The following is an 18,600-nucleotide window of genomic DNA, read 5'->3' as shown; positions in this document are numbered from 1 at the left end:
CCCCGGGGTCTTATTTTGATTGATTGTTTCCTTGATACTGACGAATTCTCACTGAATAAACCGCATTATTTAGCTTTTAACGACTAGGCTGGCAGATGGCGCCTATTGCAGCGCATCGGACTGGGAGAGCAAGAATGGGATTTCCGGGCACTTGGATGACAGAGAGCGAAAGCGTGGTCTACCGCGTGGTGCCCAAATGTGCCTGCTCGACCATTGGTCAGATCATGTATTACTCAGATCATGGCCGGTTCTTCGATGGCGATATCCATGATGCCACCAGCGGGCTGCATAAATGGGCTCTGCCGGACAGCCAGCCGCTGATTACCGGCAATGTGCAGTCGCAGAAATCCTATGCGTTCACCTGCGTGCGCAACCCTTACACGCGCGTGCTGAGTTCCTTCTTCGACAAGATTTGCGGCATCCAGCGCAATGGCAAACGCTACCGGGGCAATCTGGTGCCGCGGCTCACCTATGACTACGGGATCGAAGTGGGCGGTGACGATGGCAAGCAGCCCTTTGACCAGATCAAGAGCTTTCGCCGTTTCCTGCTGTTTGTCCGCGACACGGTGAAGTTTCGCCGCCCGATGGATCCCGATATCCACTGGTCCGCAACCTCGGGCCATGTTTCCACCTTCATCTGCAACGGCGGGCGCTACGACAAGGTGATCTGGACCGAAGCCTTCAATGAGGGCATGCAGGATGTACTGGACGCCATCGAGACGCCGCATCAGGTCGATCTGGCGCAGATCCCGCGCTTCAACGAAAGCGAAGGTCACGGTCCCAAGCGGGCGCATCCGGTCGAGGAGTACTTTGACGATCTGTCGATGCATCTGGTCTATGAGATCTACAAGCGCGATTTCGAGGTGTTCAAATACGATTTTGAAAACCCCGCCAACAAGATGCCCATCGGCGAGATCGACCTCGATGAGGTGCATGCCAAACTGGGCGAGTAGGTCACACCCGACCATCAGCTCCCGCCCGGGCTGCAATCATTGACATGATCTTGTCCCGGTTGGGCGTGGCGCCGCTGGCGCGGCGCGCCTCCGGCGGGAGTATTTCGGGAAAGGTGAGGGGTTTTGTGCCCTATACGCGGGTCGGGGACCCCAGATCTTGCAGCTGGGCTTGCAATCCGGTTGGAAACAAATCAATCCCGCCAGTCTCCAGCACATCAGGATGCACCCATCTGGCAATAGATTTCAGGCCGTTGTCTTCGTAGAACTCAATCGTATCGCCTGCCAGATGCGGGGTCTCTGGCCAGGTGACCTGCGCGGCGAAGATGATTTCATGGCCGGTCTGGCCTTCGTGCCGATAGATGTTTTCCAGCACCACCGGCGCGCCGATGATGGTGATTTCCACAGCGAGCTCTTCCTGAAACTCCCGTCGCAGCGCCTGTTGCCAGGTTTCACCAAATTCAACGGTGCCACCCAAGGGGCGGACGCCTTTGGTCCGGCCGCTGTCATCGGGCACCTCCGCCGCGAGGAAACGGCCATCGCGCCAGGGCAGACCAATGGTTTTCACGCGAATGGACTGGGCCGGGCGCCAAATGGTCATGTCGGATCTCCTGCGGTGCCGCGGTGGGTCGAGTAGGGCTGGATCTCTATGAAAGAAAAAGCCCCGACATCCAAGATGCCGGGGTCTTCAAAAGCGGACTCACTGACAGCGCTGATTATTCGTCGTCGGGCAGGGCGCGCACGGCGCCTTTTGCGGCGGAGGTGGCCAGCAGGGCATAGGCCTTGAGCGCGGTGGAGACCTTGCGCTTGCGCGGCTTCACCGGTTTCCAGCCTGCTGCGTCCTGGGCGGCGCGCCGTGTCGCCAGCTCCTCGTCGGAGACCGCCAGGTGGATGGTGCGGTTGGGGATGTCGATCTCGATGGTGTCGCCCTGGTGCACCAGGCCGATGGTGCCGCCTTCAGCTGCCTCAGGCGAGACATGGCCGATCGACAGCCCGGAGGTGCCGCCGGAAAAACGCCCGTCGGTCAGAAGCGCGCAGGCTTTGCCCAGCCCTTTTGATTTCAGATAGGAGGTCGGGTAGAGCATTTCCTGCATCCCCGGACCGCCGCGCGGGCCTTCATAGCGGATCACCACCACGTCGCCTTCCTTGACCTTGCCGGTCAGGATGTCGTTCACCGCCTGATCCTGGCTTTCGCAGACATAGGCCGAACCGGTGAATTTCAGGATGTTTTCATCCACCCCTGCGGTTTTCACGATGCAGCCGTCGCGGGCGATATTGCCAAACAGCACCGCCAGACCGCCGTCCTGGCTGAAGGCATGTTCCTTGGAGCGGATCACCCCGCCTGCACGGTCGGTGTCCAGCTCCTTGTAGCGGTTGGACTGCGAAAACGCTTCGGTGGTGCGCACGCCGCCGGGGGCGGCCTTGAACAGCTCTTCGGCCTCGGGGTTGTTGGCAACCTTGATGTCCCATTTGGCGATTGCCTCGCCCATGGAGCTGGAGTGGACGGTGGCGCAATGGTCATGCAACAGTCCCGCGCGGCTGAGCTCACCCAGGATGGAGAAGATGCCACCGGCGCGGTGGACGTCTTCCATATGAACGTTTTCGGTGTTCGGTGCGACCTTGCACAGGCACGGCACCTTGCGCGACAGGCGGTCCATATCGGTCATGGTGAAATCGACCCTGCCTTCATTGGCGATGGCCAGGAGGTGCAGCACCGTATTGGTCGACCCGCCCATGGCGATATCGAGGCTCATGGCGTTTTCAAACGCATCAAAGGTGGCGATTTCGCGCGGCAGCAGGCCTTTCTCCTCGCCCACGTAGTGGCGCTTGGTGATGTCGACGATCTTGCGGCCCGCCTCAAGGAACAGGTGTTTGCGGTCGGCGTGGGTGGCCAGTGTCGAGCCATTGCCCGGCAGCGCCAGACCCAGCGCCTCGGCCAGACAGTTCATCGAGTTGGCGGTGAACATGCCGGAGCAGGAGCCGCAGGTGGGGCAGGCGTTTTCCTCGATATGCTGCACCTGCTCATCGGTGAGGTTCTCGTTGGCCGCCGCAACCATCGCATCGACGAGGTCGATCTTCTTGGCGTCGAGATCGGCAATGTCGATCTTGCCCGCTTCCATCGGTCCACCGGAAACGAAGATCGCCGGGATATTCAGCCGCATCGCTGCCATCAGCATGCCGGGAGTGATCTTGTCGCAGTTGGAGATGCAGACCATGGCATCGGCACAATGGGCGTTGACCATATATTCGACGGAATCCGCGATCACCTCGCGCGAGGGCAGCGAGTAGAGCATCCCGTCATGGCCCATGGCGATACCGTCATCCACCGCGATGGTGTTGAATTCCTTGGCGACGCCGCCGGCCGCCTCGACCTCGCGGGCGACCATCTGGCCCAGATCCTTGAGGTGGACGTGGCCGGGTACGAACTGGGTAAAGGAGTTGACGATGGCGATGATCGGCTTGCCGAAATCATCGTCCTTCATCCCTGTGGCGCGCCACAATCCGCGTGCGCCCGCCATATTGCGGCCATGGGTGGAAGTTCTGGATCGGTACATTGGCATCTGGCTGGTTCCCTTGTCTTTGCCCTCAGGGACACGATTTGCGCAACAAAGGCAACATGTCGGGGCGGTCTTCGGTAATTATCTGGTGGTTTCTGCCGGTTTTCGCAGGCTTTGGCGGGGCGGAGTGGCGAACCGGGCGGTCAGGATCGGCATCCGGGACATCAGCGACAGGCCGAGGCTGTTGAGCCCTATGCCCACACCCATGCCCATAACCAAGACCAGAATCCAGCTGTCGGCCTGCGCCAGATTGGCGCCGGGGGCGCGGCAGGCCTGAGCGATGATCACGACAGATCCGGTGTAGCCCAGCAGCACGGCAACAGCGCCGGCAACACTATGCGACAGTTTCAAGGGGCTGAGCATCCGGGTTTTCCTGAGCTGGCGGATCCGCTAGAGATCGCAGGCCTGTGCGTTATAGCGCACAGTAGCGTTTGTGCGTTATAACGCACAAGAGGTTTTTGAAGCGCGGCATGAACCAATCCGCATCAGGCGGACCAGAAACGGGCAGCAGGCATGAGCGAAGATAGCATCACTCTGAATTTGCGGGACATTCGCCAGGGCGCAGGGCTAAGCCTGTCACGGGCTGCCGAGGTCACCGGCGTCAGCAAGGCGATGCTGGGCCAGATCGAGCGCGGCGAATCAAGCCCGACGATTGCCACCCTGTGGAAAATTGCCAAGGGGTTTCATCTGCCGCTCAGCGCGCTGATCGGCGAGGCGGCGGCCCCGGATCTGGCCGCCAGCGGCGAGCGGGTGTTCCGCTCGGTCCAGTTTCCCGGTTCGATCGCGGTGAAGATGGTGTTTCCCTTTGATCCTGCGCTTGCGGCCGAGACCTTTCACGTGAGCCTGCGTCCCGGCCAATGCCACCTGTCCCAGCCCCATGACAGCGGCGTGACTGAAGAGGTCTTCGTGCTGGAGGGCGCGATGGAGGTGTTGCGGGGCGACGATTGGGTGGCGCTGGATACCGGGCAGGGGCTGCGCTTTGCGGCGGATCAGCCACATGGCTATCGCTGTGGCGACAGCGGTGCTGCGTTCTTGAACATGCACCACTACCGCCGCGTGGCCTCTCGCGGCTAGCGGCAGCCGGATCAATTGGCCGCAGCGGCGCGGCTTGTCGCCGGGGCAGAGGATGCCTAATGCTGGTGGCATTGATGACGAGGCGCCAGACCCTCCGGGGTGCGCGCGTCTTGCCCCTGTTTCCATTGACCTATTGCCGGAGAGTTTTCCACCGGCCTTATTACGAAAGCGATCTGATCCATGGACACTCTGCGCGGCAGTCTCCTGATGGTGCTCGCTATGGCCGCCTTTGCGCTGGAGGATATGTTCATCAAATCCGCGGCCCGAAGCCTGCCGGTCGGGCAGATCCTGATCCTGTTCGGGGCCGGGGGCATGGTGATCTTTGCCATCATGGCGCGTGCACAGGGGCACCGCCTGTGGACCCCGGTGTTCTGCACGCGCGCGCTTGTGCTGCGCTCTGTCGCCGAGGTTGCAGGGCGGCTGTGCTACACGCTGGCAATTGCGCTGACGCCGCTTTCTTCGGCCTCCGCAATCCTGCAGGCGACGCCGCTGGTGGTTGCTGCCGGCGCGGTGGTCTTCTTTAACGAGCATGTGGGCCTGCGCCGCTGGCTGGCGATTGCGGCGGGTTTTGTCGGCGTCTTGATGATCCTGCGCCCGGGGGCCAGCGGGTTTGAGCTGGCCTCGCTCTTTGCGGTGGCGGGAACGCTTGGCTTTGCAGGCCGCGATCTGGCCACCCGCGCGGCTCCGGCCGGGCTGTCGAACGCGCATCTCGGGCTGGTCGGATTTGCCATGCTGATCGTCGCGGGGGTCTTGGCGCAGCCCTTTGGCGCGCCGATGGTGATGCCGGATCTCGCCACCGGGGCCGGTCTGGTGGCTGCAACCGTGGTGGGGGTGGTGGCCTATCACGCCCTGACCGGCGCCATGCGGAGCGGCGAGATTTCGGTCATCGCTCCCTTCCGCTACACCCGGCTGGTGTTTGCCATGGTGCTTGGGGTGGTGGTCTTCCACGAGCGCCCCGACCTCTGGACCCTGATGGGCAGCACGGTCATCGTGATCAGTGGCGGCTTTACCCTGATGCGCAGCCGTCGCCGTCAGCCTACCTGAATCCGGTCGGTGGGGCGGGGGCCAATCCTCCGCTGCATCACCATCTTGCACCTCTCCCCCCGGCAGCTTACATCTGCGCCCATGGCCAAGCAAAAATCAGACCCGAATTACAAAGTGATCGCAGAGAACCGCCGCGCGCGGTTTGACTATGCGATCGAGGACGATCTGGAATGCGGGATCCTGCTGGAAGGATCCGAGGTCAAATCCCTGCGCGCCGGCGGTACCAATATCGCCGAGAGCTACGCGACGGTGGATGATGGCGAACTCTGGTTGGTGAACTCCTATATCGCGCCTTACGAGCAGGCGAAGATGTTCAAGCATGAGGAGCGTCGTCGCCGCAAGCTGCTGGTGTCGCGCAAGGAGTTGTCGAACCTTTGGAATGCAACCCAGCGCAAGGGGATGACCCTGGTGCCGCTGGTGATGTATTTCAACCATCGCGGTCTGGCCAAGGTGAAGATCGGCATCGCCAAGGGCAAGAAGAACCACGACAAGCGCGAGACCGAGGCCAAACGCGATTGGTCGCGCCAGAAGCAACGCCTGCTGAAAGACCACAGCTGAGTGCGACGCATTGCAGCTGCGGTGGGACAGGGCCACGTCTGGATCTGCCGCCGGGCCTGCGCCCGACCTACGACCGTCGCTTCCCGGCCACCCTATCCTGTCCGGCAGTTGCACCGGGTAACGCGTGGCCATTGCAATAACTGACTAAATAAGTCAGATAAGCCCAACCCAGCAGACACATCCCTCGGTCAGGCCCGGCATCTTCTGTTTTCCTCCCTGTGACAAGGATGATGCCGATGCCTGAGGCCCTTTCTGATTCGCGACCTCTGACCCCTGCGCCCGCCGCTGACATGCCAACTATGCCCGCAGAAACCGCGCTTGCGGGACTGGGGCTTGATCCGTTTGAGGTCGCGCTGCTGCCTCAGCTGCGCCATTTCACCACCTGCCTGCGAGAGCCGCAGAGCCAGGCCTGGCAGCACGCCTGTTGCAGCGCGGCTGAGCGCTGGGGTGAGAGTTTCGGCCTGGGGGTCGCGCATGCGCTGTTCAAGGTGGTGCGCTGCCTGCATGACCTGCGCGGCGAGCTTTATCAGGGGCATGACGCGCTGACCCTCTCGACCCGAGCCAGTGTCACCGCGGATGAAGCGGCTTGTCTGCGGATGCTGCATCACATGCGCCGCGACAACACCCCAGCGGCCCGCGACGCCGTAGCCGATCTGACCGGCGGCTGGATGGACCCGCATGTGATCCGCGCGGCGCTGTCCTTTGCCCATCGCTTCCCGGCGGGCAAGACGGATCCGGCCCCTCGGTCACAACCTGCCACCGAATCCGCGCGCCCTCGGCTGCGGATTGTCCGCTGACAGGGAGTGCAGATGCCCGGCGCAGCGCCTCCGATCCGGCCCGGTGGGACAGATTGTTGCGCCGCAGGCCCGGCCTCCCTTGCGACTCTGTCCGCGCGGTTGTACGGATGCCTCAGCACATATGAGGGGAGGCGGTAACGTTGGATGATCCTAAAACGCTTGTGTCGACAGACTGGCTTGCTGCGCATCTGAAGGACCCTGATCTGCGGCTCCTTGATGCCTCGTGGTACATGCCGCACGAAGGGCGAGACGCCAAGGCGGAGTATGACGCAGCTCATATTCCCGGCGCGCGCTTCTTTGATATCGACGATATCGCCGACAATCGCTCCGAGCTGCCGCATATGGTTCCCCCGGTGGAGAAATTCATGTCCCGCCTGCGCGCGATGGGGGTCGGTGACGGCCATCAGGTTGTGGTCTATGACGGCACTGGGCTGCGGTCGGCGGCGCGGGTGTGGTGGCTGTTCCGCCTGATGGGGCAGACCAATGTTGCGGTGCTGGACGGTGGTCTGCCGAAATGGCAGGCCGAGGGCAACCCGGTCGAAGATCTGCCGCCGGTCATCCGCGACCGCCATATGACCGTGCGGGTGCAGAACCATCTGCTGCGTGATGTGACGCAAGTGTCCTCCGCCGCCAAGCTCGGCGATCACGAGATCATCGACGCCCGTGCGGCCGCGCGGTTTCAGGGCACGGTTGCCGAACCCCGCGAAGGTCTGCGGTCGGGTCATATCCCCGGCTCCAAGAACCTGCCCTATACCGAACTGCTGAACGCTGATCAGACGATGAAAGCGCCGGACGCGCTGCGTGCCGCCTTTGAACGGGCTGGTGTCGATCTCAGCAAGCCTGCCATCACCACCTGTGGGTCAGGCGTGACCGCCGCAGTCCTCAGCCTCGCCATGGAGCGGATCGGCAAGACCGATCATTCGCTTTATGACGGCTCCTGGACTGAGTGGGGCGCCTTCCCAACCCTTCCCGTTGCAACCGGAGAGACCTGATGTTCGAAACCCTGAAACCCCAGCCGGCGGACAAGATCCTGATGCTGATGCAGACGTATCGCGACGACCCACGCGATGACAAGATCGACCTTGGCGTCGGCGTCTACAAGAACGCCGAAGGGGTGACCCCGGTGATGCGCGCCATCAAGGCGGCAGAACATAAACTGTGGGAAGAGCAGACCTCCAAATCCTACGTCGGCCTGGCCGGTGATCCGGCCTATTCCGACGCGATGATCAAGCTGATCCTTGCGGATAGCGTCGAGCGGGGCAATGTCGCGGCAGCCGCCACCCCCGGTGGCACCGGTGCCGTGCGTCAGGCGTTTGAGCTGATCAAGATGGCCAACCCGGGCGCGCGGGTGTTCGTGTCGAACCCGACCTGGCCCAACCACATCTCGATCCTGAACTATCTGCACATCGAAACCGTCGCCTATCGCTATTTCGACCGCGAGACCTGCGGCGTTGATTTCGATGGCATGATTGAAGATCTGAAAACCGCCAACAAAGGCGACGTGGTGCTGCTGCATGGCTGCTGCCACAACCCGACCGGTGCCAACCTCAACATCGTGCAGTGGCAGGAAGTGGTGGCGCTGCTGAACGAACGCGGTCTCATTCCGATGATCGACATTGCCTATCAGGGCTTTGGCGATGGTCTGGAAGAGGACGCGCAGGGCGTTCGCTATGTGGCGGCCAACACGCCGGAATGTCTGATCGCGGCCAGCTGTTCAAAGAACTTCGGCATCTACCGCGAACGCACCGGCCTGCTGATGGCAGTATCGCAGGATGCAGGCGCACAGGGGCTGAACCAGGGCACGCTGGCGTTCCTGAACCGGCAGAACTATTCCTTCCCGCCGGATCATGGCGCGCGTCTGGTGACCATGATCCTGAATGACGACGCGCTGCGCGCCGATTGGGCGGCGGAACTGGAGGAGACCCGCCTTGGCATGCTGAAACTCCGCCAGCAGCTTGCGGATGAGCTGCAGCGCCTGACCGGGTCTGACCGCTTTGCCTTCCTGGCCCAGCATCGCGGCATGTTCTCACTGCTCGGCACCACGCCTGAAATGGTCGAGAAGATGCGCGCCGACAGCGGCATCTACATGGTCGGCGACAGCCGCATGAATATCGCAGGTCTGAACACCCAGACGGTGCCGATCCTCGCCCGGGCGATTGTCGACGCTGGTGTCTGATCCTGCCTGGCTGATCCCGCCTGTCTGATTCAGGCTGTCAGAACCGATGATCACGCCCCGCTTCGGCGGGGCGTTTTTGCGACGGCTCACCAGACTTTCTCAATTCGTCTGGGCAAAAGCCTTCAAAGACTTTTGGCTGCGGCCCGGGGGGCACCCAAATGAAAACGCGGCCCCCGGAGGCACCGGGAACCGCGTTCAGTGTCAAGCCGGGTTCGGATCAGCTGGGGGAAAATTCGGGATAGGCTTCCATACCCAGTTCCGCCATGTCCAGACCGTTGACTTCGTCCTCTTCGCCAACCCGGATACCGGTCACCGCCCGCAGGATCAGCCAGACCACGGCGGAAGAGATAATGACGAAGAGCGCGACAACCACGATCCCGGTCAGCTGTGTGATCAGGCTCGCTTCGGGGTTGGTCAGCACAACCGCGATGGTGCCCCAGATACCGGCCACCAGGTGAACCGGGATGGCGCCGACCACATCGTCGATTTTCAGCTTGTCCAGCAGTGGCACCACAAAGACCACGATGATGCCGCCAGCAGCCCCGATCAGCGTCGCCATGCCCAGACCGGGCGTCAGCGGTTCTGCGGTGATCGACACCAGACCCGCCAGCGCGCCGTTCAGGATCATGGTAAGATCGGGCTTCTTGAACAGCAGCTGCGTCAGGATCAGCGCGGCCACGGCGCCGCCAGCTGCGGCTGCGTTGGTATTGGCAAAGATCCGGCTCACGTCCGCGACATCCCCGACAGTGCCCATCGCCAGCTGCGAGCCACCGTTAAAGCCGAACCAGCCCAGCCACAGGATGAACGTCCCAAGGGTGGCCAGCGCCAGGTTGGATCCGGGCATCGGGACGGTCTTGCCGTTCTTGTACTTGCCAATGCGCGGGCCAAGGATCAGCGCGCCGGTCAGAGCCGCCCAGCCCCCAACGGAATGCACCACGGTGGAGCCTGCAAAGTCGAGGAACCCCATTTCGTCCAGGAAGCCGCCGCCCCATTTCCAGCTGGCCTGCAGCGGGTAGATCACTGCGGTCAGCACGATGGTAAAGGCGAGGAAGGGCCAGAGTTTCACGCGCTCGGCGAGGGTGCCGGAGACAATGGAGGCCGTGGTTGCACAGAACATCAGCTGGAAGAAGAAATCCGATCCGGTGGAGGCATAGGAGTAATCATCCGCCTGCTCGGCGGTGATGCCCACCGCCTCCAGAACGCCCGGACCCCAGACACCGGAGAGGACGCCCTCAATCGACCAGGTGCCCAGCGGATACATCAGGTTATAGCCGATCAGGTAATAGAAGATGGCCGCCAGAGAGAACAGCGCAACGTTTTTTGTCAGCTGCATGGTGACGTTTTTCGACCGCACCAGACCCGCTTCCAGCATGGCAAAACCGGCCGCCATCCAGAACACGAGGAAGCCGCCGACCAGAAACAGCAGCGAGTTGAGGATAAACACCGTGTCGGTGGCTGCCGCTCCGGGCGCCGGGGCCGCAGCGGCGGTCTCCTGGGCGAGGGCGAGGCCGGGCAGGGCCAGCGTCGCCACCGCTGCAAGGGAAAGGGTTGATTTACGCATAACTGATTTCCTTCCTTTGCGCGTTTTCACAGCGCGTCGTGATTGGTTTCGCCGGTGCGCACGCGGATCGCCTGCTCAACGTCGAGAACAAAAATCTTGCCGTCACCGATCTTGCCGGTGCGGGCGGTCTGGGTGATGGTGTCGACGACCTGATCGGCCAGCCCCGAGGGCACCACCAGATCCAGCCGCATCTTGGGCACGAAATTCACCTCATATTCCGCCCCACGATAGATCTCCGTATGGCCAGACTGGGCGCCGAACCCCTTGATTTCCGTGACCATCAGCCCGGACACGCCGATGGATGTCAGCGCCTCGCGGACCTCCTCCAGCTTGAACGGCTTGATGGTTGCTATGATCATTTTCATGCCCGACCCCCTGTGATGATGGCGGCGCGTGGTGACAGCGCCTGAACTGTTTGCAGGTGCAGCAAATCCGCAGAGCCGAGTCGGTGGAACGTTCGGGGCCAGGTTTTGAGGGCGGTTGCGGCAGGACGGCTAAAAAATAGGCGATCTTTTGCCAGTCCGCCTAAAAAACACCCGGCTTTCAGAGGGGAAATGTCGTGAAACTGCCCCTCAACAAACCGTCGTAGACGCGGTATGGTCCGCAAAACGGGCAAACCGGGCAGGATCTGGAAGATGGCACAAGGACCGCGGCGCCGACCTCTGGTCGCAGACAAGCGCTACGCGACAGCGGGGCGCGGCACGCAGGGCAAAGCGCCCGCGCGCAAGGCCAAACCACGGCCGAAATCAACCGCAAGGCCGCGTAAATCGGGCTGGCTTGGCCTGTTCGGCGGCGGTCGCAAAACGGGGGGCACCGGGGGCGGCGGAAGAGGCCCGCGCAAACCGCAGAAACCAAAGACCCTGCTGGGCAAGATCCTCGCGCTGCTGCTGGCACCATTTCGCTGGGCGTTCCGGCTGGCTTGGGGATTTGCCTGGCGGATCGGCATGATCTCGACCGCGCTGGTGGCGCTGGCGGTGGGCTACCACTACATGAAACTGCCCGAGGTTGCTGAACTGTTGGACGGGCGCGCGCGCGGCTCTGTCACGCTCACCGATCGCAACGGCGAGGTCTTTGCCTGGCGGGGGGATCAATTCGGCGGCGTGGTCACCAGCGAAACCGTCTCGCCCTACCTGAAGAACGCCATCGTCGCGACAGAGGATAAACGGTTCTACCGCCACTTCGGTGTATCGCCGCGCGGCGTTGCCAGCGCTGTCCGCATCAACCTGAGCGAAGGGCGCGGCCCGCTGTCCGGCCATGGCGGCTCCACCATCACGCAGCAGACCGCCAAGCTGCTGTGCCTCGGCGTGGTCTATGATCCGACCGAATGGGAGAGCGAGCGCGCTTATGAACGCGACTGCCGCCAGGGGTCGCTGTGGCGCAAGGCCAAGGAAGCCATCTTCGCGATGGCGATGGAGGCCAAATACACCAAGGATGAAATCCTCTCGATCTATATGAACCGCGCCTATCTGGGCGGCGGCGCCTATGGGGCCGAGGCCGCAGCGCAGCGCTATTTCGGCAAATCCGCCAATCAGGTGGATGCCGCAGAGGCGGCGATGCTGGCGGGTCTGCTGACAGCCCCTTCAACGCTGGCACCGACCAATAATCTGCAACGCTCGCAGGATCGCGCCGCCACCGTGCTGCGCCTGATGCAGGAGCAGGGGTATCTGACCACCGCTGAAATGCGCGCGGCGCAGAATACCCCTGCGGTCCTGAGCGAGGCCGCCGCCGCCCGCGCCGGTGGCTATTTCGCCGATTGGGTGATGGACACCATCCCGGATTTCTTTGGCAATGAGACAACCGAGGATGTGGTGATCCGCACTACCATCGACCAGCGCCTGCAACGCGCAGCCGAAGATGCGCTGAACCATGTCTTTGACACCAAGGTCCGCGAAGGCTCCAAGGCGCAGGCCGCCATTGTGGTGATGAGCGCGGATGGCGCGGTCCGGGCCATGGTGGGTGGGCGCAAATCCCGTGTCTCCGGTGTGTTCAACCGCGCGACCCAGGCCAAGCGTCAGACCGGCTCGGCCTTCAAACCCTTTGTCTATGCCACGGCGCTTGAGCTGGGGTATTCGCCGCTCGACCGGGTGCTGGACGCGCAATATTGCCTTGATGTTCCGGGGTCCGGCCAGTGGTGCCCAAAGAACTATACGCGGAAATTCTATGGCGAGGTCACCCTGGCGCAGGCCCTGCGGGATTCGCTGAACGTCCCGGCTGTGAAAGTGTCCGAGGCGGTGGGCCGCGATCTGGTGCGTCGCGTGGCCGGTGATTTCGGACTGGACAGTGAGCTGGCCGCCGGCCCGGCGCTGGCGCTGGGTGCCTCCGAAAGCACGCTGCTTGATATGACCGGAGCCTATGCGGGCATTCTCAATGGTGGCTCCTCGGTGACCCCATATGGCGTGACGGAGCTGACGATCATTGGCGACAACACCCCTCTGATGGGCGCCAGCGGCGGTCTGGGCGAGCGGGTGATCCAGACCAAGGCGGCGCGGGAACTGATCTGGATGATGGAACAGGTGGTGTCGCAGGGCAGCGGTCGGCGGGCGCAGATCCCCGGCTGGCAGGCGGCAGGCAAGACCGGCACGACACAGGCGGCCCGTGATGCCTGGTTTGTGGGCTTCACTGCCGATTATGTCGCGGGCGTCTGGATGGGTTATGATGACAACACGCCGCTCTCCGGCGTGACCGGTGGCGGTCTGCCCGCCGATATCTGGCGCGAGGTCATGGTGCGGGTGCATGACGGTCTGACACCCAAACCGCTGCCGATGATCGCACCGCAGCCCATCGCACCACCGCCACAACCGCAGCAACAGCGTCGCCAGCGGCCCAACGTCGGGCAGGAACTGGGGCGCGCGGTGGACGGTCTGCTGCGTGACATCTTCGGCAACCGATAGCGCATCACGCCGGATCAAGCCGGGCCAATATGGGTCTTATGTCCCGCATGTCTCTGCGCTGTCACCGTGCAGCGTTCCGGCGCGGTCGTCGGCGGTCAGTCACTCCGTTTGGTGACCGCCGGTAGCCCCGTGTGGTGTCGCACCGCGCTGGGGATCATCGCGCGACCTTATGCGCGCTGACCGGGCGCGGCGCACAAACTGCAATCCTGAAATAGAAAAAGGGGCCGCCGGGCCCCTTCTTCGTGATCTGTCTGACGCTGCGGTGGCTGAACTCAGCTCAGCCGCTTCAGCTCGGCGATCAGCTTGTTGATATCACCCTTGTTGCGGTCAAGGATGGCCCCGATCTCGGTGCGTTCGGTCAACAGCAGGTTCACGCCTTCGATGAACATGTTGTAGAATTTGTCGCGACCGGATTTATCGGACACGAGGAAGGTCACCTCAAACGGCGCCTGACCTTTCAGCTTGGCCAGCGATTTGATCTCATAACCCGCCTTGATCTTGCGCGCGGATTGCACCTCGACCGAACCGCCGATGAACTCGCGGAACCGCTTGCCGTATTTGCGGGAGATATAGCCCTGGAACGCATCGGCAAAAGCGTTCATCTGCGCGCCCGAGGCGCGGCGGGCATCCACACCCAGCGCATAGCGCGCCATGATGTTCACATCCGCATAGCGCACGAAAATCTTCTCGAAATCACGGATCATCGCACCTTCGGACTTGCCGGAGGCGATGACCTTGTTGATGTCGCCAACGACGCTGCCGACAAGGCTGCGCGCGGCGGCTTCACTCAGGGCAAGCACTTTACCGGGCAGGGCGGCCAGCCCGAGAAAGGCAACGCCAGTGGCCAGGAAACTGCGGCGGGTCAGAAAATTACTCGGCATAGATGTCCTCATACGGATCTGAATAGGGATCGCCATAGACCCCTTCGTATTCACTTTGATCGCCGCCCAACTCGAAGCGGCGGTTCTGAAGGTAGATCAGCCGCGCCTGCGCGTAGCTGTCGGCGCTCTCATACAAAATCGAGTCGATGGTGTCGGAATATGTGCCACGATCCCCCAGACGACGCACCACCTCGGCATAGATGCCGATGTTGTCGGCTGGATTATGCCGAGCGTAGCTGATCGGATTGGTGAAGAAATCCACGACGATGCCAGCCCCGTCGCGGGCGGTGGAGGGGCCAAAGAACGGCAGCTCGACATAGGCGCCTTCGCCAACACCCCAGACATGCAGCGTCTCGCCGAAATTGGTGTCCACACGCGGCACGTTGAAGTCAGAGGCCGGATCGCCAAGGCCGCCAATGCCAAAGATCGTATTGATCACAAAGCGCGATACAGCGATGCCCGATTCCTTGAAATTGCCCTGCAACAGCGCATTCACCGCCTGACCCGGCATCGACAGGTTCTCGGCAAAGTTGTTGAAACTGGTCACCATATCCGGCGGCACAATCGCGACATAACCCTTGGCAGCGGGGCGAAAGGCAAAGCGGTCAACACCACGGTTGAAATTGTGAATGGACCGATTGGTGTTCTCGTAAGGATCGAACACCTCACCCGACGCGCGCGAGACACTATCTTGGGTTGCGCAGCCTGCCAGTGTCGACGTAACAGTTACCAGGGCCATAATCAAAAAAGGTCGCAGCGGGAAGGTCATTCGCTTCGGTGTCCAATCTGTCTGCTGTGGGCGCGTTGGACCCACTTAGGGTGTTTCTCAGCTCTGCCTAGTCAGAGACTGGGCTTGTTTACACAGTTGTGGCAGATTTGGAACATATGTGGTCCGGTTTTCTGCGCGCGTGGCTGATACATAGGGCATATTGACAGGGAATTGCAGACCTCTCATGACGAAAACTACTAATAAATCCGGCTTCGATGAGCTGCGGGCGCATCGTCGCCGCAGTCGTGGTCTCTATTGGTCGGTCGGTATCTTCAGCTTCTTCGTGAATATGCTGATGCTGACGGGACCGCTATACATGATGCAGGTCTATGACCGGGTGCTGGGCAGCCGGTCGGTGGCGACGCTGATCGCGCTGTCACTGCTGGTGGTGTTTCTCTACGGCACCATGGGTATTCTGGATTATGCGCGCGGTCGCATTCTGTCGCGGGCCGGGGCGCGGTTTCAGGCCGGGCTGGACCAGCGCGTGTTCGATGCCATGATCCGCCGTTCCGCGGTGGCTCAGGATCCGGTGGCGCAGACCGGTCTCAGCGATCTGGAATCGGTGCAACGTCTGATCGCCTCGCCGGTGCTCGGTGCCGCATTCGATCTGCCCTGGACGCCGATCTTCCTGTTTGGCATCGCGCTGTTCCACCCCTGGCTCGGGCTGCTGGCGCTTGGCGGTGGTGCGGTTCTCATCGCCATCGCGGTGCTGAACCAGTTCCTGTCGCGCCGCCCGCAGATGCAGGCAGGCATTTCCGGCCATCGGGCCAATCTGATGTCCGAGGAAATCCGCACCGAAGCGGAGATGATCCAGTCGATGGGTATGCGCCGCGCCGCGTTTCAGCGCTGGAAAGCGGGCCGCGATGCCGCACTGGTGGACAGTGTCGCCGCCAGCGACGTCGGCGGCGGCTTCACCACATTGACCAAAACCCTGCGCCTGTTCCTGCAATCGGCGATGCTGGGTCTGGGCGCGTATCTGGTGCTGCAGAACGAGGTGACCGCCGGCGCGATGATTGCAGGCTCGATCCTGATGGGCCGGGCGCTGGCGCCTATCGAACTGGCGCTTGGTCAATGGGCGATGGTGCAGCGCGCGCTGAAGGGCTGGCGCAATCTCGCCGAGCTGCTGGAGAAAGTCCCGGAAGAGCCGCAGCGCACCGAATTGCCCAAACCCTCCGCCAATCTCGAAGTACAGGCGCTGGCGGTGGTGCCGCCGGGGGACAGCCGTCCGCAGCTGCGCAATGTCAGCTTCCGGGTGCAGCCGGGTCAGGCCATCGGCGTGATCGGTCCTTCAGGCTCCGGCAAATCCACCCTCGCGCGGGCACTGACCGGCGCCTGGCGCCCGGCGGCGGGCACGGTGCGGCTGGATGGCGCCTCGCTGGAGCAATACGCCCCCGAGGTGCTGGGCCAGAACATCGGCTACCTGCCGCAGCGCGTGCAGCTGTTTGAGGGCACCATTGCCCAGAACATCGCCCGGCTGTCGTCCAACCCGGATTCCGAAAAAGTCGTCGCCGCCGCGAAAAAGGCTGCGGCCCATGATATGATCGTGCATCTGCCCGATGGCTATGACACCCGGATCACGGCTGGGGGCGGGCGGCTCTCCGGCGGTCAGATGCAGCGTGTCGCCCTGGCGCGCGCGCTTTATGACGATCCGGTGATCGTCATTCTGGATGAGCCGAATTCGAACCTCGACAACGACGGGTCGGTGGCGCTCAACCGGGCGATCAAACAGCTCAAGGCCGATGGCAGATCGGTGCTGATCATGGCCCATCGCCCGGCGGCCATTCAGGAATGTGACCTTTTGCTGGTCATTGATCAGGGGATCCAGACCGCCTTTGGCCCCAAGGACAAGGTCCTGCGGGAAATGGTTTCGAACCACCAGAGCATTCAACAGGCAGCGCCAGGAGGTGTGCGATGAACCAGACCGATGCCGGGGCCACATCCTGGTCCGCCCGCCGTCCGCTGCTGATCGGCCTGTTCGGCGTTGTGATCCTGCTCGGGGGCTTTGGCACCTGGTCGGTTGCCACCTCCATCGCCGGTGCCATTGTGGCCTCGGGCCGGATTGAGGTCGACCGCAACCGGCAGGTTGTGCAGCACCTCGACGGCGGCATCGTGCAGGACATTCTGGTGGAAGAGGGCGACACCGTGGCCGAGGGCGCGGTGCTGCTGCGGCTGGATGCCAAGGAGCTGTACTCGCAACTGGTCATCACCGAAGGTCAGCTGTTTGAACTGATGGCACGCCGCGCGCGCCTTGATGCCGAGCGGGACAGCGCCGAGACAGTTGAGTTCGACGCCGAGCTCTCCGAACTGGCCGAAACCCGGCCAGAGGTGGCCGATCTGATGCAGGGCCAGCTCCGCCTGTTTCAGGCGCGCAAGGATTCGGTGGCGCGCGAAATCGACCAGCTGGAAAAACGACGCTCGCAGATACAGGATCAGATCAAAGGCGTTCTGGCGCAGCAGGCCTCGCGCCGCACCCAGCTCGAGCTGATCGAGGAGGAACTGGCAAACCAGCAGTCGCTGCTGGATCGCGGGCTGGCGCAGGCCGGCACGGTTTTGAACCTGCGCCGGACCGAGGCCGACCTGCAAGGTTCGCTGGGCGAGCTGATTGCCACCGAGGCCCAAGCCGAGGGGCGCATCACCGAAATCGACATCGAAATCCTCAAACTGGGCACCCAGCAGCGCGAGCAGGCCATCACCCGGCTGCGCGATCTGCGCTATCAGGAGCTGGAACTGGCCGAGACCCGCCGCGCGCTGAAGGAACGTCTGGCGCGGCTCGATATCACTGCACCGGTCTCCGGCATCGTCTATGGTTTGCAGGTCCATACGCCGCGCTCGGTGATCCGGGCGGCGGAGCCGGTGCTTTATCTGGTACCGCAGGACCGGCCGCTGGTGATTGCCGCGCAGGTGGCCCCCACCGATGTCGATCAGATTTATGTCGGTCAGCCGGTAACCCTGCGCTTCCCGGCTCTGGATCAGCGCCTGACGCCGGAACTTTTCGGTACGGTGAAACAGGTCTCTGCCGATGCGTTTGAGGATCAGGCGAGCAAGCTCTCCTACTACCGCACCGAGATCGAACTGGATCCCGGCCAGCTGGAAACCCTGCCCGAGGGCACGGTGCTGATCCCCGGTATGCCGGTCGAAGGATACATCCGCACCGCCGAGCGCACGCCGCTGGCCTATCTCGTGAAACCCCTTGCCGACTACTTCGTCAAAGCCTTCAGGGAAAGCTGACGGGGCCGAGCAGCGCGAAGCCGCGGACACGTCGCAAAACCGCCCCACCCGGGGCGGTTTTTTGCTTTCCGCCCTGCCGCTTCCCGGTTAGCGTTCCGCAAAACCTGATGCAA

The 18,600-nt window shown here is 62.6% G+C and carries 16 protein-coding genes and 1 pseudogene; 10 read left to right on the top strand and 7 right to left on the bottom strand.

Features of this window, described 5'->3' with window-relative positions; genetic code table 11:
- Positions 1-134: 134 nt before the first annotated feature.
- Positions 135-953, top strand: a complete 819-nt coding sequence (locus tag VWZ81_RS12025; protein WP_416535289.1) for a sulfotransferase family protein — start codon at positions 135-137, stop codon at positions 951-953.
- A gap of 130 nt (positions 954-1,083) precedes the next feature.
- Here VWZ81_RS12025 and VWZ81_RS12020 read toward each other — a convergent pair whose 3' ends face one another.
- From VWZ81_RS12020 to VWZ81_RS12010, 3 genes and pseudogenes are all read right to left on the bottom strand, one after another.
- Complete coding sequence (locus VWZ81_RS12020) at positions 1,084-1,551, bottom strand: NUDIX hydrolase (protein ID WP_416543258.1); 468 nt, start codon at positions 1,549-1,551, stop codon at positions 1,084-1,086.
- Between the two features lie 115 nt (positions 1,552-1,666).
- Positions 1,667-3,511, bottom strand: coding sequence for a dihydroxy-acid dehydratase (gene ilvD / locus VWZ81_RS12015; protein WP_416541190.1), 1,845 nt, complete (start codon positions 3,509-3,511; stop codon positions 1,667-1,669).
- Positions 3,512-3,631: 120 nt separating this feature from the next.
- Positions 3,632-3,871, bottom strand: a pseudogene (locus tag VWZ81_RS12010) (benzoate/H(+) symporter BenE family transporter); the annotation flags it as partial.
- 150 nt (positions 3,872-4,021) lie between these two features.
- Here VWZ81_RS12010 and VWZ81_RS12005 point away from each other — a divergent pair.
- The 6 genes from VWZ81_RS12005 (at position 4,022) to VWZ81_RS11980 (ending at position 9,157) form a co-directional block, all read left to right on the top strand.
- Positions 4,022-4,582: a helix-turn-helix domain-containing protein gene (locus tag VWZ81_RS12005; protein ID WP_416535285.1), complete on the top strand. Its 561-nt coding sequence runs from the start codon at positions 4,022-4,024 to the stop codon at positions 4,580-4,582.
- A gap of 180 nt (positions 4,583-4,762) precedes the next feature.
- A complete protein-coding gene (locus VWZ81_RS12000; protein ID WP_416537424.1) occupies positions 4,763-5,626 on the top strand; it encodes a DMT family transporter in 864 nt (287 codons plus the stop codon).
- An 81-nt stretch (positions 5,627-5,707) separates the two neighbouring features.
- Positions 5,708-6,184, top strand: coding sequence for an SsrA-binding protein SmpB (smpB, locus tag VWZ81_RS11995; protein WP_340546776.1), 477 nt, complete (start codon positions 5,708-5,710; stop codon positions 6,182-6,184).
- Positions 6,185-6,420: 236 nt separating this feature from the next.
- Positions 6,421-6,981, top strand: a complete 561-nt coding sequence (locus VWZ81_RS11990) for a hypothetical protein (protein WP_416543259.1) — start codon at positions 6,421-6,423, stop codon at positions 6,979-6,981.
- A gap of 140 nt (positions 6,982-7,121) precedes the next feature.
- Positions 7,122-7,973 (top strand): 3-mercaptopyruvate sulfurtransferase, encoded by an 852-nt coding sequence (sseA, locus tag VWZ81_RS11985; protein WP_340546778.1) that lies wholly within the window; start codon positions 7,122-7,124, stop codon positions 7,971-7,973.
- The gene (locus VWZ81_RS11980; RefSeq protein WP_340546779.1) at positions 7,973-9,157 is read left to right on the top strand and encodes an amino acid aminotransferase; all 1,185 of its coding nucleotides are present in this window, start codon (positions 7,973-7,975) and stop codon (positions 9,155-9,157) included. The genes sseA and VWZ81_RS11980 overlap by 1 nt, the downstream gene beginning before the upstream one ends.
- 217 nt (positions 9,158-9,374) lie before the next feature.
- Here VWZ81_RS11980 and VWZ81_RS11975 read toward each other — a convergent pair whose 3' ends face one another.
- Both VWZ81_RS11975 and VWZ81_RS11970 read right to left on the bottom strand, forming a co-directional pair.
- On the bottom strand, positions 9,375-10,718 hold the full coding sequence (locus VWZ81_RS11975; protein WP_340546780.1) for an ammonium transporter: 1,344 nt from the start codon (positions 10,716-10,718) through the stop codon (positions 9,375-9,377).
- A 26-nt stretch (positions 10,719-10,744) separates the two neighbouring features.
- Positions 10,745-11,083, bottom strand: a complete 339-nt coding sequence (locus VWZ81_RS11970; protein WP_024095995.1) for a P-II family nitrogen regulator — start codon at positions 11,081-11,083, stop codon at positions 10,745-10,747.
- A 270-nt stretch (positions 11,084-11,353) separates the two neighbouring features.
- Between VWZ81_RS11970 and VWZ81_RS11965 the strand changes: the two genes are divergently transcribed.
- On the top strand, positions 11,354-13,609 hold the full coding sequence (locus VWZ81_RS11965) for a transglycosylase domain-containing protein (protein ID WP_416543260.1): 2,256 nt from the start codon (positions 11,354-11,356) through the stop codon (positions 13,607-13,609).
- Between the two features lie 272 nt (positions 13,610-13,881).
- Here the strand turns inward: VWZ81_RS11965 and VWZ81_RS11960 are convergent, their stop codons facing one another.
- Both VWZ81_RS11960 and VWZ81_RS11955 read right to left on the bottom strand, forming a co-directional pair.
- A complete protein-coding gene (locus VWZ81_RS11960) occupies positions 13,882-14,490 on the bottom strand; it encodes an MlaC/ttg2D family ABC transporter substrate-binding protein (protein WP_340546782.1) in 609 nt (202 codons plus the stop codon).
- Complete coding sequence (locus tag VWZ81_RS11955; protein ID WP_374015516.1) at positions 14,480-15,259, bottom strand: VacJ family lipoprotein; 780 nt, start codon at positions 15,257-15,259, stop codon at positions 14,480-14,482. The genes VWZ81_RS11960 and VWZ81_RS11955 overlap by 11 nt, the downstream gene beginning before the upstream one ends.
- Positions 15,260-15,443: 184 nt before the next feature.
- On the opposite strand from VWZ81_RS11955, the gene VWZ81_RS11950 reads away from it, so the two are divergent.
- Positions 15,444-17,174, top strand: coding sequence for a type I secretion system permease/ATPase (locus VWZ81_RS11950; RefSeq protein WP_416535282.1), 1,731 nt, complete (start codon positions 15,444-15,446; stop codon positions 17,172-17,174).
- Positions 17,171-18,487: an HlyD family type I secretion periplasmic adaptor subunit gene (locus tag VWZ81_RS11945; protein WP_416543261.1), complete on the top strand. Its 1,317-nt coding sequence runs from the start codon at positions 17,171-17,173 to the stop codon at positions 18,485-18,487. The genes VWZ81_RS11950 and VWZ81_RS11945 overlap by 4 nt, the downstream gene beginning before the upstream one ends.
- The last annotated feature ends 113 nt before the right edge of the window (positions 18,488-18,600 follow it).

Source organism: Phaeobacter sp. JH20_34 (assembly GCF_048056095.1).
In the GTDB taxonomy this organism is placed as follows: domain Bacteria; phylum Pseudomonadota; class Alphaproteobacteria; order Rhodobacterales; family Rhodobacteraceae; genus Phaeobacter; species Phaeobacter bryozoorum.
The sequence above is the reverse complement of the archived record's forward strand: the minus strand, read 5'-3'. Positions and strand labels throughout refer to the sequence as shown.

Bases quoted from the DNA above. Each gene is read 5' to 3' on its own strand.
- VWZ81_RS12025 (WP_416535289.1), top strand. From the start codon at position 135: ATGGGATTTCCGGGCACTTGGATGACAGAGAGCGAAAGCGTGGTCTAC.
- VWZ81_RS12020 (WP_416543258.1), bottom strand. From the start codon at position 1,551: ATGACCATTTGGCGCCCGGCCCAGTCCATTCGCGTGAAAACCATTGGT.
- ilvD (WP_416541190.1), bottom strand. From the start codon at position 3,511: ATGCCAATGTACCGATCCAGAACTTCCACCCATGGCCGCAATATGGCG.
- VWZ81_RS12005 (WP_416535285.1), top strand. From the start codon at position 4,022: ATGAGCGAAGATAGCATCACTCTGAATTTGCGGGACATTCGCCAGGGC.
- VWZ81_RS12000 (WP_416537424.1), top strand. From the start codon at position 4,763: ATGGACACTCTGCGCGGCAGTCTCCTGATGGTGCTCGCTATGGCCGCC.
- smpB (WP_340546776.1), top strand. From the start codon at position 5,708: ATGGCCAAGCAAAAATCAGACCCGAATTACAAAGTGATCGCAGAGAAC.
- VWZ81_RS11990 (WP_416543259.1), top strand. From the start codon at position 6,421: ATGCCTGAGGCCCTTTCTGATTCGCGACCTCTGACCCCTGCGCCCGCC.
- VWZ81_RS11980 (WP_340546779.1), top strand. From the start codon at position 7,973: ATGTTCGAAACCCTGAAACCCCAGCCGGCGGACAAGATCCTGATGCTG.
- VWZ81_RS11975 (WP_340546780.1), bottom strand. From the start codon at position 10,718: ATGCGTAAATCAACCCTTTCCCTTGCAGCGGTGGCGACGCTGGCCCTG.
- VWZ81_RS11970 (WP_024095995.1), bottom strand. From the start codon at position 11,083: ATGAAAATGATCATAGCAACCATCAAGCCGTTCAAGCTGGAGGAGGTC.
- VWZ81_RS11965 (WP_416543260.1), top strand. From the start codon at position 11,354: ATGGCACAAGGACCGCGGCGCCGACCTCTGGTCGCAGACAAGCGCTAC.
- VWZ81_RS11960 (WP_340546782.1), bottom strand. From the start codon at position 14,490: ATGCCGAGTAATTTTCTGACCCGCCGCAGTTTCCTGGCCACTGGCGTT.
- VWZ81_RS11955 (WP_374015516.1), bottom strand. From the start codon at position 15,259: ATGACCTTCCCGCTGCGACCTTTTTTGATTATGGCCCTGGTAACTGTT.
- VWZ81_RS11950 (WP_416535282.1), top strand. From the start codon at position 15,444: ATGACGAAAACTACTAATAAATCCGGCTTCGATGAGCTGCGGGCGCAT.
- VWZ81_RS11945 (WP_416543261.1), top strand. From the start codon at position 17,171: ATGAACCAGACCGATGCCGGGGCCACATCCTGGTCCGCCCGCCGTCCG.